Genomic DNA, 15,290 nt, shown 5'->3' with positions numbered 1-15,290 from the left:
CAAGCAAGCTCCCGACAACTCCTGCCGGCCCGAAGTTTCGTATAGCGCTCGGGATACCCGCCTGATTGAGCATGTTGCTGAAGGCCAGTTTCTGCACCGTGTCAGAACCTACCCGATTTGAACTATTGGCGAAATCTAGCCTGACTAGGTCGTCTTTGATGGTGTTGAGCTTGGACAATTGCTCACTGGTAGGCCATTGAAAGTACTCAATGCCGTAATGTCTCCGTTTTCAAGTGCACGCTTGATGAGCGGTAAGATCGCGGCAGAGTCCACCCCATGTTGGTTGATGGCCATTGCCACTGCCCGCCGCAATTCATTGTCTTGCCCGTCTTTCTGCCAACCTCCGGGATGGGCGTCCGCCAGTTCGGCCGCTATTTCCGCGACCAGTTCGTGCAGATTGGCGCTGCCTCCCGGTCTATTTTCATTGCCCATAGTTTCCGCCCCTTCCCCGCGGCCTTCAAAAACAGGTACCAGCGCCAGGCCGGTGAAGGTATCCGGCTTTTCGCCCCGTCGGGCTAGGCGCTGGCGTAAGGCATTGCTACACAGGTCGAAATACTCGCTCTACGAACCCAACTATTCTTAAAGTCGTACTTGGGGGCGCCGGCATCCAGTCGCCAGTGCCTGAGGCGTCGAACCGAACACCGGAAGGCTGAATGCAGAATCGACGGCATCCCCGCCACACGACGCCATGCGGGGCCATCTCCTCGACCAAATACAACCCATCCGCATCTACAGCCCGCTTATCGAAATCAACCCGTAGTAGGTCCTCAGCCTCAACCGAGGGTGGATACCAGCAGCCCATGGAGGCTGGGATTATCGTTGTGCCTGCAAGCATTCCAGAATGCTCACGTGACACCGCCATCTTTGACGTGCCATGGTTGACCATCATCATGTCTCCTTTGGCACTACTGCAATGTCTCTCTGTTGGGCGGCGTACTCAATAGCAGCTTCGAGGTGTGTTTGTGCCTGACACACCAAATCAAACATCCACCCGTCCAACTCTCTCACTTGGCAATCTGGAAGCATGCCTCGAACGTCGTCACTATTTGAGAGGCTTAACAAGAGAATGCGTAAGCGCTCCAATTGCTGATTGGCAAGCGTATGGGCATCGACAATAAGATGATGATTACTCATGGCACACCTCCTTAACGCCAAGAAAATCATTCCGGGCAGCCCCTAGGTGGCCTTCCATTTCAAAGATAGCGGCGACAATAGCAGCTTCCTTGTTGCCAGGCAGTCGATCCAACTCTTGAATGTTGACGGCGTTGACCAAAGCTTCCGCTGCCTCGACCGTCTGGAGGTAGCTTTTACGCATGCCGTTCAAATCGCAGGCCCAGCGCGGGCCTTTTGTTGAGGGCGAAGTCAATTGCGGTACATTGCTATCTTGCGCCCGCTTCAACAGAGCGTGCACCTCCTGACTCATGGCGCAGAGCGTGATCAGCATGCGGATGGCATCTTCGCGCGGAAAATCGAAGTCTTCATTTTCCAGATCCAGCCATGGTTTTGTGACGTCGATAATGCGCGCTACTCGGGATATAGTGGCATCAAGCAACACCGATTGCGAGGCAGATGGGTTCACCATCAAGGCGGTAGTTCCCTCGAAATCATTAGGCGCTGAATTGACCGGCCCATGGCCTTCGTCCAGGCAGAGGATGTAGGTGCTTTCAGCCATGGTTCACCTCCGTACTCATCCGCTCACTGATACCAAGCCTATCCTGCAGTTCGTACCAGCATTTATGGTCCTCTTGGATGCTTTTGGCCAAGTCAGCAAGGGTGTAGGCGAAAGTGCCTCTGTCCAACTGGTCTTTGATGACCAGGAGCAGGGCATCTACCTGCTCTTTTTGCCGTTCCATTAGCTGAAATAGCCAGACAATCATTTCGGTGCTAACCGGTTCTTTCTGTTGAGCTATCGCCTTGGCTAGCTCAGGGGAGGGCGCCTCTGCCTGCTGCAGGGACTGGCCAGCGCTGTAGGGATCGGCGCTCGCTACGCTAATATCATCGATAGCCATCGTTCACTCCTTCTCAGTCAATGATGGTTAGGGGGCGTTTGGTACTGCAATACCATCTACCCCCGCTTTTGCCTGATACCGTCAGGCGTCGGCTTTCTTGCCCGGTTTGGGCGGGATTACGTATGTGTCATGCAGTCTCTTGACCTCTTGGGCCATACCCAAGAACTTGGACACCCATTCGGGAATGGGGCTGTCGCCTGCCATCCAACGACTGGGTGTGGATTTATTAACTCCCGCCATACGGCAGAAATCGTTTTGCTTCCAACTTAGGGTATTGAGTGCGGCCGTAAATTCTTCTGGTGTCATGCTGCTTACCGTATGGGTTTTCTGGCTCGCGCGGGCGAGAATGAGGTTTCATGCTAACCCCTAAATTCTCGTTATGCAATCATTTTTTGTTTATATGTACGCATAAATTAACATAAGACCCATTATGCGACAGCGCCCGTGTGGACAACATTTGTACGCAAACGAGAAACCAAGTATCCGTGCGACTTTGCGGGTGCGCGCCGATTTGGATAATAATTAACCAATAATTATTTTGGACCCAAAAAAGAGTTATCCACAATCCACTAAGGACATGGAAACGCCGCCGTCATTGCGCGGACTACAAGGGCGAGGGCCGGCTCATGTCGCTGCTCCGGGTGATCTTCCAAATATTTACCAAAGACGCCCGTCAGTTGGGCGCCAGGCAAGTCATCCGGCATGCATAACAATGAATAGCCCAGTTGCGACGGCTGTGCATGTACCTGCACGCCCTCAATGATGCCTTTCACATACCAAGAGCAGCTATTCTTTCTTACAGCGCTCGCTTTCGGCTCGCATAGTTGGTACACGTGGTTGCCTGACACTAGCGAAACCATGCTTTCATCACTCTGCGATGCAGCAGGTGAGGCAAAGAGAGCGGCGGCTAAAAAAAGGGGCAGTCTCATTCTTTTTCCTCTTCTACTTGGCCTGACAGCGTACCGCGCGGCCGGTAAACGTTCTGGCGCCAGTCATGTTGCTAAACTCGCTTTTTCCGTAAATTGCTTTTGTGTATAACGCGACGCCTAGAGTGGGATCAACTTGGTAAGTTTCCACTGTCGTGAAGGTATCGGTCTTTCCCATGCCGACCGCCATGAACTCGTCCAACTGCATCATGGCAAGAGAGTCTTCGCCAACGGTTGTGCCATCGCCGTTTAGGATCAAACGCAATGGCTTGGAGAACTTGTCTATCTGAGGCGAATACCCGTCATCTTGAAAATACCCTACGCCGCTCAGGTCATGCAGCATCCAGCAGCTAGCCGGGTACTGCTGAGCGTGAGCCGATAGACTGAACAGGCCTATAGCAGCCATCAGTGCATAGACATCTCTCATCTTCCTCCCCCTTTCAATTGTCGATGTGGTCAGGCCGCATTGCTGCGCAATTGCATGACCTTTGCCTTCTTCTGGTCAAGGGCCCTGTATAGAATCATCAACGCTTTGCGCTTCTCCGGCAGGTAATCGTGGCCATCGTAGTGAACGTCTTGAACGCCAGTAATGCCATGTGACTGGAGGCGGCCCCGCACGTCCTTGCCCACGCGGTGCTTAGCCAGCAGGGTTTCCACGCCGCTGCGGATGCGTTTTCCGGTAAATCCAGAGATTGTCTCGCCCACGATCTCCTGGGCCCATTTGGTCAGCGTAGACGCGCTAAGGTGGGTTTTTCCGCCATCCGTTGACAGAACGTACTCGCCCCCAGATGCAGCCTCGTCCAGGGCCTTCTTGGCCTCCGGGATTAAGGGCAGCAGGTGAGGGCGCGCACCCTGGCCTGGTCGGCCTTTGTTATCGAATATCGTGATGGTGTCGGCGGTGGTGTCGGGCGAACGCAAGCGAACGAACTGCGCAATACGCTGGCCCCCGGTGAGCAAGTGCAGGCGAAGAAGCGCTCCACGCAGGCCCGGTTCGTCCTTGATCAAGCCCCAGTAGATGATGAGGTCGTCATGGTTGAGGGGGTTCTTGCCGGATCGGTTCTTGGTACCATCTGGCACTGTTTCAGCCGCGGGATTGATCGAGACACCAAAGGCCTTGAAGGCGACCGGTATACGGGCATCAAAACGGCTGTCCTTGGCGACTTGGAAGGCGGCGCGGATATATGAACGCAGCTTGTTGGCTGTACGGCCCTTGCCGGCGTCCAGTAGCCTGCGCATCATGTCGGCAACCTGCTCTGGCGTAAGGTCGACCGCCGGCGCCTGAGCCTGCTGGGGCCATGCCTCAAACACATGGAGCCTGAATATTGAACGTGCATCTTTGTGAGAACTGCGCTTCTTCTTTTCAAGATAGTCGCAATAGGCTGTCAGCAGCTTTTCCAAGGTGTACTTCTGGGCTTCGACCAGGGCCTGGCGCTCGCGCTTGGCGCTCTCACGTTTGGCTGCATCGGCCGCCTGAGCCTCTAATTTTATAATTCGCGGGTCGCGGCCTTGATCAATAGTTGACTTGAGTTCGCGAGCCCTGGCGCGGGCATCCTGCAGCGTCCATGTGGACACGTCGCCAATGGTCATGCGGATGACTTGGCCAGCCAGCTTGCCCTGGAAAATGAACACCTTGGCGCCGGCGGTGGCGCGCACGCCCAAGCCGGGTTGCTCGGCATCGCGTAAAAACGCCTGCTGTTTATCCGCCGGGCATGAAAAAGATTGGATGCGGCCCGGTGTCAGCCTGATTCGTTGCATTGTCCGTGTACCCCCTGTGTACCCCGAATCATGCAATATTAATCAATTTAAATCTACCCACCATCTTGGGAAATTCACAAATTACCGTTGAAAAATAAGGGAATTAACGAATTTCTCAACGCCGATCAATTTTAAACAATGTTGCATTTCACGGACTGTTAATCCGCAGGTCGCAGGTTCGAGCCCTGCTCGGGGAGCCAAACTAGTTTAAAGAAATCGAGCCCTTAGCGATTCGTCGCCAAGGGCTTTTTCTTATCGCCCCTGGTGTGCGGCTCGTGCCGATCTGGCCAAGCGGGAAGTGGCGGGTCAGCGACCTGCCAAAGTGTTCAGTACAAAGTCGGCGCGCTGCGCCACGCCGACCTTGGGCAACAGCGATACCGCATAGCCCAGGGCCGGATAGATGCGCAGGAGTCGCTCGAACTCCTCCAGCGCCGCACCCATACCATGGCGGCGCTCCTCGTCCTGAACATAGATTTCAGGCCGCGGCGGAGCTAAGAAAACGCGCGGGTGGTAGCGGTGCTTCTGGCAAAGAGTGTTCAGGACAGGTTCGTCTGTCAGTTCCTGGAGTGCAGCCGCCGCGTCGATCAGGCTACGGTCGAAAAACACCCATTGCGAGTTGTCGCGTGGCGCAGTGGCATGGTCATCCACCGCAAGGTCGATGGCTCGCCGCAGAAAGGCCGTTAGGTCGAGCCAGGGCAGGGCCTGGCCGCCCGTGCATGTTTGTTCCTGAACGATGCGCCGTCCGGGTTCTTCGATAACGGCATAGCCACGCCGCCGGAGTTCGGCCAGCAGGGTCGATTTGCCGCCGCCTGAGCAGCCGGAAATGATGATGAAGTGATCCATCGGTGTCTTTTTACAGTAAATCCTGCCGCGCGGGCGGTCGCACCCGATAGCCGGATGGATTTGCGGCGGCAGTGGGAATACTCGCATGCTGTGGCTACAGCGTTCGTGTTCGCCGCGTTGGCCTGCATATCCCGCGCGTGCCTGGCGTGGAAAGAGCCGCGGGCCGACGCCTGAGAAGGCGTGTTTCGCTTCCACGCCTTCTCTATTAGAATGAATTGGCTTTGCCCGGCGGCTGCCCGGCAGCCACGGGCCTTCATTACTTTTTCAGGTACCCATCGCCATGACGCAAACCACTCCCCAAATATATCGCTTCGACCAGGTAGGCAGCTTCCTGCGCCCGAAATATCTGCTGGATGCGCGTGCGCAGTTCGCCAAGGGCGAGATCAACGCTGAACAATTGCGCGAAGTCGAAGACAAGGCCATTACCGAGATCGTCAAGTTCCAGGAAGACGTGGGCCTCAAGACCATTACCGACGGCGAGTTTCGCCGCACTTTCTTCCACGTGGACTTCCTGAAGCAGATAGGAGGCGTGCAAAGCGACGAGCCCTTCGCGTTCCAGAAGCCCGATGGCACGATGGAGCTCGCGCCTCCGACCATCCGCGTGGTGGACAAGGTGCGCCACGTCAAGGACATACAAAAGGCCGATTTCGAATACCTGAAGTCGCAGGTGTCGAAGGGTCATACGCCCAAGGTCTGCATTCCCTCGCCCACCATGCTGCATTTCCGTGGCGGCCGGGGCGGCATCAGCAAAGAGCACTATCCCGAACTCGATCCGACGTTCTACCAGGACGTGGCCGATGCCTATGGCGACGAATTGCGTTCGCTGGCGGCGGCGGGCTGCACCTATGTGCAGATGGACGACACCAACCTGGCTTACCTGTGCGACGAGAACATGCGCGAGGCGGCGCGCAACCGGGGCGACGACCCCAACGAATTGCCGCACCGTTACGCCAGCTTCATCAACCGCGTGGTCGCACAGCGGCCCGAGGGCATGACCCTGGGCATCCACCTGTGCCGCGGTAATTTCAAGAGCACGCACGCAGCATCGGGCAACTACGAGCCTGTTGCCGAGGCGTTGCTTTCCGAAATGCACGTCGACACCTATTTCCTCGAGTACGACGACGAGCGCAGCGGTGATTTCCGGCCCTTGCGCTTCCTGCCCAAGGGCAAGCTGGTGGTGCTGGGACTGGTCACGACCAAGTTCGGCGCCATAGAATCGAAGGACGATCTCAAACGCCGCATCGACGAGGCCGCCAAGTACGTGCCGCTCGAGCAGCTGGCGCTGTCGCCGCAATGCGGCTTCTCGAGCACGGTGCACGGCAATGACATCGCCTTCGAAGACCAGCGCAACAAGCTGCGCCTGGTGATCGAGACCGCGCAAGAGGTCTGGGGAGACGCCTGAGCCCGGTCCGCGGGCGCCGCCCGCCCGTAGCGGCGGGCTGCCGTGCCGCGTCGGACGGCGCCCCGGGCTAGAAGCCGCCGCATGAGCCTTGAGCCAACGCTGTGAATCTTGAACTATTCGCCCCCTCCGCCATGGAAGGAACCGAGGGACTGGGCCGGCATGCTTGTGTGCTGCGCGGCTTTGCCCTGGCGTTCATCGAGGACCTCATGCCGGCCCTGCACGCTGTCGAGCGCGAGTCGCCGTTTCGTCGCATGATGACGGCGGGCGGGCACACCATGTCGGCCGCCATGACGAACTGCGGTGAACGCGGCTGGGTCAGCGATCGCCGCGGCTACCGCTATGCGGCCATCGATCCGGACACGGGCCGGCCCTGGCCGGCCATGCCCGATGCGTTTCGCCGGCTGGCGCGGCGCGCTGCGGACGCCGCGGGCGTGGGGCCGTTCGATCCCGACGCCTGCCTGGTCAACTGTTATGTGCCCGGCTCAAGAATGGGCCTGCACCAGGACTCGAACGAGATGGATCGGAACGCGCCCATTGTCTCGGTGTCGCTGGGCATACCGGCGGTATTTCTATTCGGCGGCCATCGCCGCGGCGACAAGGCGCGGCGGGTGCCGCTGTTTCATGGCGACGTGGTCGTCTGGGGCGGGGAAGACAGGATGCGGTTCCATGGGGTCGCGCCCTTGAAGCCGGCCGAGCATCCTGCCATGGGGTCCCGGCGCATCAATTTGACCTTCAGGAAGGCGGGGTAGGGCCGCTGGCCGAGACGACCGGACAACTTGCGCGGCCAGCCAGAAGGCCGGGCGCGGAAATAGCCGCCCTGCTCCCAGGCCTTAGGCCAGCCACGACATGGGTTGCTTGGTCATGGCCACGCCCACGATATACAGGAAGATGACGACCGCCACAATGGCTGCAACCGTCCGGCTGGTGGGCGTCTTGCCGCGCTTGATGGCCAGGGTGCCGACCAGGATGTACAGAACCAGGCCCACGATCTTGGCCGCTATCCAGGGCTGGTGCCAGCCAAGAACGCTGGCGAGGTAAATGCCCGCGAGCAGCAGGATGGTGTCGATGATGTGGGGAGCAATGCGCGCAAAGCCCGATTGCAGCAGAGGCGAACCCTTGACGGACCAACAGGCGCGTATGATGAAGAGGACGATGCTGACGACGGCCGCGGTGACGTGCAGGTGCTTGATGTAGAGATAGAGCATGGCTGGATGAAAGATGTATAAAGGAGAAGTGGACGGCTGCCGATGGGGCAGGCAACTGGTCCATTAGCGTACCAAATCTTCCGGCCGGCCCGCGGGAAACGAGCTGCCGTTAGGGGTTAACAGCACTTCTTTTTTCCTGAATTTCTTTTATTATTCGTCGTCTTGTCCGGGTTTGTCTGCGAAAACATCATGAATCCCCACTGGTCTCTCTTGTCGTTACGGGTGGGTTCGGCGGTGGCCGGACCTCGCAATCAGCTTACCGCCATCGACAAGCAACCGGTTTCCCGCGCGCAATATCTCGAAGAACACCGCTTTCGCCAAGACCAGCAGGGCGACACGGTCCATCACGGCGGGCCCGAGAAAGCCGTTCATCATTATGCGGCCGAGCACTACCCGAGATGGGTTGAAGACCTGGCGGGCCTGCCCGTACAGAATTTGCAAGAGGGCGGGTTCGGCGAAAATCTTTCCACCCTTGGCCTGACCGAAGAAGGGGTGGCCATCGGCGATATCTTCGAGTTGGGCGATGCGGTGATTCAGGTTTCCCAGCCGCGACAGCCTTGCTGGAAACTGAACCATCGCTTCAATGTGCCCGACATGGCACTGCGTGTGCAGACCAGCCGGCGCACCGGCTGGTATTACCGCGTACTGCAAACCGGTTGGGTGCAACCCGACGACCCCTTGCGGCGCATCGGGCGCTCGCAGCCCGACTGGACGGTGGCTCGCGTGTTGCGCGCCCTGTATCATGAACGGCTCGAGGGCGACGAGCTTGCAGCCTTGGCCGACATGGCCGAGCTTTCTCCGCGGTTGCGCGAACTGGCCGCCAGGCGCCTGTCGTCCATGACGGTCGAAGACTGGACCCGCCGCCTTACGGGGGCCTGACTCCCGCCGTTCCGAATCAAATTCATCACACCTAGAAGGTGCTTCATGCCATTCGTAAACATCACGACCACCCAGCCCCTTTCGGCCGAGCAGAAGCAGCAGTTGCTGCAGCGTACCAGCGATACCATTATCGAGGCGCTATCCGCCTCCCTGCCTTCAGTGCGGATCCTGCTGCAGGAAATGCCCCAGGGCAGTTATTTTTGCGGCGGCAAATTCGACGTGCCCGCCATTCTGTTCGACATCGACATGATCGAGGGCCGTACGGAAGAGGCCAAGGCCAGGCTGATCCATGGCCTGAGCAAAGTTGCCCACGAAACCACGGGCGTTTCCGAGGAAGAGATCCGCGCCAGACTTTCCGACTTTCCCAAGGAAAACATCGGCATGGCCGGCGGCATCACTGCCAAGCAGGCAGGGCGCTAAAGCCTTTCGCTTTATATAAGATCGCTGTCGAAGCCGGTGCGGCGGGACTGATTCAGTTCCGCCGCACCGGCTTTTTATTGGGTGGAAATGTTGTTTTTCGACAAGGTTTTAATTGCTTGTAAAGAATTTATTCTCTATTTCGCTTACGTTCGTCTGGCACCGATCTGTGAACAGAACACTGGTAGATAGGAGCCGTTTCCGGCTATTTGGGTGTATTCGCATTTAATCGATTGCCCTGGGAACTAGAGTTTTCCCTAGATTTTAATTTCCTCTCTCTTGTTTCTATTTTCTTCTTTCATGGTTAAATGTAACGGATGATACATTGGCTTTGAAAAAGAAGAACGGGCATATTTGCTGCGCTTCTCTTGCGTTTTAACGATAAAGAAGGTGGATAGGAGCTTTTAATGAAGAGTTGGAACAAGCAGGCTTCGCTGCTCAGGGTTACCACACTGACGGCGGCTTTGATGGGAGTTTATGGGGTTGCGGGGGCGACGCCGGTTGACCCGCCGCTAGACTGCGGTAACGCCAGTACATGCACAGACAGTCCATACATTGCGGAGCGCTATTTCCGGGATAGCTCCAGTGGCGTCCAGGCTGCAGTACGCGGTTCGAATGAGGCGGTTTTTACCGTACAAGGTTCGACGATCGAGGGAGCAAATAAAGCTAGGGGCGTTCTGGCCGACAATGGCGCCAACATCACGCTTGAAGGCGTTACGATCACAACGAACGGCGGTTCCGGACATGGTGTGCAAAGCCACCAGTCCAACACTTCACTGCCCGGCAGCCACATCACGATCAACAATTCCACAGTCACTACGGAGTCTGACGCATACGCAGTGGGCGTCCTGGCCCAGAAAGGAACGTCCATCTCGGGAACTGCTGTAGACGTGGAAACCAGTGGGCAATACGGCTCAGGCGTCGAGGTCGATCGCGGCGGACAGATCAGCTTGCAGGGCGCAGAGGGCCTTAGCACCATCGTGACAAACGGCGCCGGGGCAGCCGGCGCGCGCGCCATCAGTGGAAATGAGGATGGCGCCTCCAAGGGCTCCATCATTCTGGACCGATATCAAGTCGAATCTAAACAAGGCGTGGGTTTGATGGCCGGTGACGAGGATGGAGCGGGAGGCAAGAAGACCGCCGGCGACATCACCTTTACCAACGGCGAAGTGCTGGCGTCGGGTGCTGGTTCCAGTGTTACCCACGCGGGCGCAGCCGCTCGCGTCATGCATGGCAGCAAGTTGGTGGTGAAGGGCTCCGAACTGGTGTCCGAGCAGCATCACGGCGTGGTCGTCGACGGTTCGACCGCTGAATTCACCGATACAGATATCGTAAGCAACGCAACGGGCGCCTCGGGCAGCCCGGTCGCCGGCTTGCGCGCATCAAACTCGGCCGACGTTACAGTCGAGAACGGTTCCATCAATGCCACCGCCGAAGGCGCTGCCTATACGCGCGGCATTCTTGCCATGTCGGATGCTACAGTCCGCACTCACAACACCGACATCGGCACTCAAGGCGATCACTCTCATGCCGTGCACGCATGGGGTGATTCAGACTTATCAACGAAGCCCAAAGTTAACCTTACGGGCGGTCAAGTCACCACTCAAGGATTTGAGTCGTACGGTCTTTCAGCGCAGAACTCGGGCGAAATCGCGACGGAGAACGTCGACATTACGACCGAAGGCACATGGGGTTTCGGTGCGTTTGCCTATAAGGAAGGTGTGCTCGACATCAAGGGCGGATCGATTACGACCAATGGCGAAGGCGTTCAAGGGAATGTGATCAATGGCTACCCGGTCGATGTCGGTAATTACGGAGTGCTGGCCAAGAACAAGAGCTCCGTAACCATCACGGGTACTACGGTCACTACCAAGGGCCAGTATGCGGAAGGGCTGCGCGCCGAGAACGACGGCGCCGCAGGAAACGAGCTCAATACTGCGTCGACCATAGTGGCCAACAACGTCACCGTGCAGACCTCCGGCGAGGAAGCGCACGGCGTTACGGCCTACGGCTCGAATTACGACTACGAAGCAGAAGAATGGGGCAGCGGCAGCAAGCTGAACTTCACCGGCGGTTCCATTAAGACCAGCGGTGAAGACGCCATGGGCGCCGTGGCGCTCAATGGCGGCTTGATCGGGCTTGCCAATACCACCATCACGACCAGCGGCGAGGGAGCCGACGGCGTGATCGCGGCCGTGCTGGTTCCAGAGCCCGTGGAGTACAAAGTCACCACCATGGCTGCCGGCCCGGTCGGCTACGCGTCCTCCGGCGTCGAGCTCCACAACGTCCACATCAACGTTTCCGGCAAGGATGCGGTCGGCCTTGGCGCCTACAACGGCGACAGCGACATTTTCATGAAGGGCGGTTCCATCACCGCTTCCGGAGAAGGCAGCGCCGGCCTGCAGTTGCTGAACGGCGCCGACATCGAGCTGGATGGCGTCACGGTCCAGGCAAACGGCCCGTCCATCCGTTCCTACTTCGGCACGGTCGACGGTTCGGGCATATTGGCCGAGCCGGAGCAGACGGTGGAGCTCAGGGGCTCCAACTTCACGCTGAACAACAGCCAGTTCCTGCACGTAACGCGTGGCGTAGGCGGCGAGAACGGTGAGATCGCCGTCAACCTGCGCGATGGCACGGTCGCCATCGGCAACATCGAGAACTATGGCAGCGACGGCAAGCTGGGTTCTTCGGAGCATACCCATATAGAAGTCGACAGCACCTCGTCCTGGGTCGGCGTCATGATGGACGACAAGACCAATGTGGCGAAGTCGGGCGACACCGTCACGGGCAGCCAGGCGGGTAACGTGACCGCGCCGGACGGCTCCAATGTTTCGTTCCAGAACGTGTCCAGCATCGGCGGCAGCGTCTCGACAACCCTGGGCTCGAACTTCTTGTTCGCAGGTTCGCCTACCACCATTGTGGGCGGCCTGTTCGGCATGCCGCAGTCGAATGTGACCTTCAACAACGATGTTCACATCCAGGGACAAGGCACCGGCCAGCAGGGCGGCTTTGCAGTCAATGGCGTGGGCAGCACGTTCGTTTTCAACGGCAACACCACCATCGACGGTCCGGTGCAGGGCAGCGGCAGCAGCTTCGCCTTCAGCCGTAGCGGGACGACCAATATCGGTTCCTTGAGCCTGGATAATAATTCGTACACCGGCCTGCATGCCCACATTGCCGACCTGATCGCTCAAATTCAGGCGCGCAAGGCAGAGATCGAACAGCAGATTCAAGACCAGCTCGCCAAGGCCCGGGCACAGCTTCTGGCGCTGGCGCCGGAAAGCCGGACACAGCTGGCGTCGATTGGGGGCGGCAGCATTGAGAAGCCGATCAACGTACGCGGCGGCGTCGACGTAACGGGCGGCACGACATTGGGCGGCAACCTGAACATCCAGGGCCCATTGAACAGCATCCTTTCCTTCGTTGCTCCGGGCAACTCCATCGGCACGATCACCGCCGATTCGCTTGGTTCCGTCGCAGGCTCGGTGTTCGAGTTTGAAGTCGACGGCAACGGCCAGGCCGACTTGCTGGTGGTGCGCAACGGCGACGCCGATCTCAAGGGCGCGGCGCTGAAGGTGGACCAGTACCAGGGCTATCGCCTTGACCACGACTACACCATCATCCGTACCGAAGCCGGCAACGTGGTGAACGAGTTCGACAGCGAGCAGCTGGGCGACACCTTTGCCGGTACGCTGGTCAAGCTGGACCCGGTCAAGTACGGCGCCCAGGACGTCAAGGTGAGCTTGTCGGTAGATCAGGAAGCCATCGACCGCACGGGCTACTCGGCCAACCAGAACGCCACGCTGGACGGCGCGCTGTCGGTGGCCGGCAAGAACGCCTCGGCCGACGCGGTCATGCTGATGCAGCCGGACGCCCGCAAGGACGCGCTGAACCAGTTGTCAGGCGAGCTGCACGGCAGCACACAGGCGGCCCTGCTGCAGTCCAGCAGCCTGGTCTCGCGCACGCTGACCCAGCGCCTGCGCGCCAACCTGGGCGCGGGCATGCTGCCCGGCGCGCCCACGGCGCAGGCCGGCGGCGCGGTGGCCGGGGCCATGCCCAGGTCGGCGGCCTATCCGCTGTGGGCCCAGGTGGTGGGCAACTGGAACACGCTGGACAGCGACGGCAATGCAGCCAAGGTCAAGACCAATACCGCGGGCCTGTTCCTGGGCGGCGACACCGAGGTGGGCGCCGGCTGGCGCGTGGGCGGGGCCCTGGGCTATACCGACGGGCGCATCAAGGTGGACGAGCGCGATTCGAAGTCGGATGTCAGCACCTTCACGGCTGCGCTGTATGGTGGCAACAGCTGGCGCCAGGGCACCGGCACGCTGAACTTCCTGGCCGGCGCGGCCTACAGCCATCACGACATCGACTCGCGGCGCACGGTGAATGTGGGCGGCAGCCAGACGCTCAAGGCCGACTACCGGGCGCATACCACGCAGCTGTTTACCGAGCTGGGCTATGCGGTGCCGGTGGGCGAGCGCAGCGTGGTCGAGCCCTACCTGGGCCTGGCCTGGCTGAGCCAGAAGGCCAAGGGCTTTACCGAAGAGGGCGGGGCGGCCGCCTTGCAGGGCGAGAGCCAGAAGGACGATGTGACGACCTTCACGCTGGGCCTGCGGGGCAAGACGGCGCTAAACGTGGGCGCGAACCCGGCGCATGTGTTTGCCGGCCTGGGCTGGCGCCATGCCTCGGGTGATGTCGACCCGGGCCGGCGGGTGTCGTTCGTGCAAGGCGGCGGGGCGGCGTTCAACGTGGCCGGCGCGCCGATCGCCAAGAACGCGGCGGTGCTGGACCTGGGCGTTGAGATGTCCGTGGGCCGCAACACGGCCATGGGGCTGGGCTACAGCGGCCAGTACGGCAACGACAACACCGACCACAGCGGCCAGCTGTACCTGCGCACCCGCTTCTGACGGAGCTGGGCGCCGAGGCCGAAAAGCCTTGGCGCCCCACGCCTTGGCCGGCGGCTGCACCGTGGTCAATGGACAGCCCGAGTTCAATCGTTTAGCTGTCCGTCGAAGCAAACCCAAAGGCCTGCAAGCATGCGCTTGCAGGCCTTTTTTGCGTTCTGGCCGTCGATCAAGAGACTGTACCAGCGCGGGCCCACGCTGCTATGCTGGCACTATTCCATACACTTCGACCAGGAGCCCCGCCATGGATGCAGCCCGTTCTGAAACCCGTTTTCCTCAAGCGTTGGACGTCATCGAGTTCTGGCGGCAGGCCGGGCCGGCCAAGTGGTTTGCCAAAGACACCGCATTCGACGAGGAATTCAATCGGCGGTTTCGGGAACTGCATTTTTCGGCGGCCCGGCGCGAACTGGAGGACTGGTGCTCGCAGCCCGAGTCGGCGCTTGCACTGGTGATATTGCTGGACCAGTTTCCGCGCAATGCGTTTCGCGGCACGGCGCACATGTTTGCGACCGACCCGCTGGCCAGGCTCTATGCCCGAAGACTGCTCGATGCAGGGTTCATCATGCGGCTCGATCCGCCCTTGCGGCTGTTCGCCTTCCTGCCTTTCACGCATTCCGAAGACCTTGCCGACCAGGAGTTGTCGCTGCAGCTGTATCGAGAGCACGCCGCCGACTCGCTGGCCTGGGGCGTCGATCATCTCGACATCGTGAAGCGCTTCGGCCGCTTCCCGCATCGCAATGCCAGCCTGGCGCGCGAGACGACGCCCGAAGAGCAGGCCTTTCTGGACGACGGCGGCTTTGCCGGCTGAACCATGCCTGCTCCACAGCATGGGCATGTAATTTCTGCAGTGCGCGTGTGCACGCATTACATCCCGGCGGCATGCCGATGCGTATAGCGCTTTCTTGCGGTCAGCTGAATCAGCGCATGCGCTCGCACATGAGCTTGTGATG

15 protein-coding genes and 1 tRNA gene are annotated in these 15,290 nt (G+C 59.4%); 7 read left to right on the top strand and 9 right to left on the bottom strand.

Annotated elements, in window-relative coordinates; all coding sequences use genetic code 11:
* Positions 1–144: 144 nt before the first annotated feature.
* The 7 genes from CSC67_RS21240 to CSC67_RS10535 form a co-directional block, all read right to left on the bottom strand.
* Positions 145–432, bottom strand: a complete 288-nt coding sequence (locus CSC67_RS21240) for a hypothetical protein (protein WP_135227459.1) — start codon at positions 430–432, stop codon at positions 145–147.
* A 456-nt stretch (positions 433–888) separates the two neighbouring features.
* The gene (locus CSC67_RS10555; RefSeq protein ID WP_118994492.1) at positions 889–1,134 is read right to left on the bottom strand and encodes a hypothetical protein; all 246 of its coding nucleotides are present in this window, start codon (positions 1,132–1,134) and stop codon (positions 889–891) included.
* Positions 1,127–1,672: a hypothetical protein gene (locus tag CSC67_RS10550; protein WP_118994491.1), complete on the bottom strand. Its 546-nt coding sequence runs from the start codon at positions 1,670–1,672 to the stop codon at positions 1,127–1,129. The genes CSC67_RS10555 and CSC67_RS10550 overlap by 8 nt, the downstream gene beginning before the upstream one ends.
* Positions 1,665–2,009: a hypothetical protein gene (locus CSC67_RS10545; protein WP_118994490.1), complete on the bottom strand. Its 345-nt coding sequence runs from the start codon at positions 2,007–2,009 to the stop codon at positions 1,665–1,667. Before CSC67_RS10545 ends, CSC67_RS10550 begins: the two co-directional genes overlap by 8 nt.
* A 569-nt stretch (positions 2,010–2,578) precedes the next feature.
* The gene (locus CSC67_RS21235) at positions 2,579–2,938 is read right to left on the bottom strand and encodes a Rap1a/Tai family immunity protein (protein WP_135227458.1); all 360 of its coding nucleotides are present in this window, start codon (positions 2,936–2,938) and stop codon (positions 2,579–2,581) included.
* A 13-nt stretch (positions 2,939–2,951) separates the two neighbouring features.
* Positions 2,952–3,362, bottom strand: coding sequence for a hypothetical protein (locus CSC67_RS10540; RefSeq protein ID WP_118994489.1), 411 nt, complete (start codon positions 3,360–3,362; stop codon positions 2,952–2,954).
* Positions 3,363–3,391: 29 nt separating this feature from the next.
* Complete coding sequence (locus CSC67_RS10535) at positions 3,392–4,690, bottom strand: tyrosine-type recombinase/integrase (protein ID WP_118994488.1); 1,299 nt, start codon at positions 4,688–4,690, stop codon at positions 3,392–3,394.
* A 118-nt stretch (positions 4,691–4,808) separates the two neighbouring features.
* Between CSC67_RS10535 and CSC67_RS21355 the strand changes: the two genes are divergently transcribed.
* Positions 4,809–4,890, top strand: a tRNA-Asn gene (locus tag CSC67_RS21355).
* A gap of 106 nt (positions 4,891–4,996) precedes the next feature.
* On the opposite strand, the gene CSC67_RS10530 is transcribed toward CSC67_RS21355, so the two are convergent.
* A complete protein-coding gene (locus tag CSC67_RS10530) occupies positions 4,997–5,533 on the bottom strand; it encodes an AAA family ATPase (protein ID WP_118994487.1) in 537 nt (178 codons plus the stop codon).
* Positions 5,534–5,813: 280 nt separating this feature from the next.
* Between CSC67_RS10530 and CSC67_RS10525 the strand changes: the two genes are divergently transcribed.
* Positions 5,814–6,935 carry a 5-methyltetrahydropteroyltriglutamate--homocysteine S-methyltransferase gene (locus CSC67_RS10525; RefSeq protein ID WP_118994486.1) on the top strand — a complete coding sequence of 374 codons (1,122 nt, stop codon included), beginning with the start codon at positions 5,814–5,816 and terminating at the stop codon, positions 6,933–6,935.
* Between the two features lie 101 nt (positions 6,936–7,036).
* Positions 7,037–7,684 carry a DNA oxidative demethylase AlkB gene (gene alkB, locus CSC67_RS10520; protein WP_118994485.1) on the top strand — a complete coding sequence of 216 codons (648 nt, stop codon included), beginning with the start codon at positions 7,037–7,039 and terminating at the stop codon, positions 7,682–7,684.
* Between the two features lie 81 nt (positions 7,685–7,765).
* On the opposite strand, the gene CSC67_RS10515 is transcribed toward alkB, so the two are convergent.
* On the bottom strand, positions 7,766–8,140 hold the full coding sequence (locus CSC67_RS10515; RefSeq protein ID WP_118994484.1) for a SirB2 family protein: 375 nt from the start codon (positions 8,138–8,140) through the stop codon (positions 7,766–7,768).
* A gap of 189 nt (positions 8,141–8,329) precedes the next feature.
* On the opposite strand from CSC67_RS10515, the gene CSC67_RS10510 reads away from it, so the two are divergent.
* The 4 genes from CSC67_RS10510 to CSC67_RS10495 all read left to right on the top strand — a co-directional run bounded on the left by CSC67_RS10510 (position 8,330) and on the right by CSC67_RS10495 (position 15,148).
* A complete protein-coding gene (locus tag CSC67_RS10510; RefSeq protein WP_118994727.1) occupies positions 8,330–9,019 on the top strand; it encodes an MOSC domain-containing protein in 690 nt (229 codons plus the stop codon).
* Positions 9,020–9,064: 45 nt separating this feature from the next.
* Positions 9,065–9,439: a tautomerase family protein gene (locus CSC67_RS10505; protein WP_118994483.1), complete on the top strand. Its 375-nt coding sequence runs from the start codon at positions 9,065–9,067 to the stop codon at positions 9,437–9,439.
* A 746-nt stretch (positions 9,440–10,185) separates the two neighbouring features.
* Positions 10,186–14,343: an autotransporter outer membrane beta-barrel domain-containing protein gene (locus tag CSC67_RS10500; protein ID WP_167752843.1), complete on the top strand. Its 4,158-nt coding sequence runs from the start codon at positions 10,186–10,188 to the stop codon at positions 14,341–14,343.
* A gap of 241 nt (positions 14,344–14,584) precedes the next feature.
* A complete protein-coding gene (locus tag CSC67_RS10495) occupies positions 14,585–15,148 on the top strand; it encodes a DUF924 family protein (protein WP_118994481.1) in 564 nt (187 codons plus the stop codon).
* The last annotated feature ends 142 nt before the right edge of the window (positions 15,149–15,290 follow it).

The organism is Pusillimonas caeni, assembly GCF_003545815.1.
In the GTDB taxonomy this organism is placed as follows: Bacteria; Pseudomonadota; Gammaproteobacteria; order Burkholderiales; family Burkholderiaceae_B; genus Pusillimonas; species Pusillimonas caeni.
The sequence above is the reverse complement of the archived record's forward strand: the minus strand, read 5'-3'. Positions and strand labels throughout refer to the sequence as shown.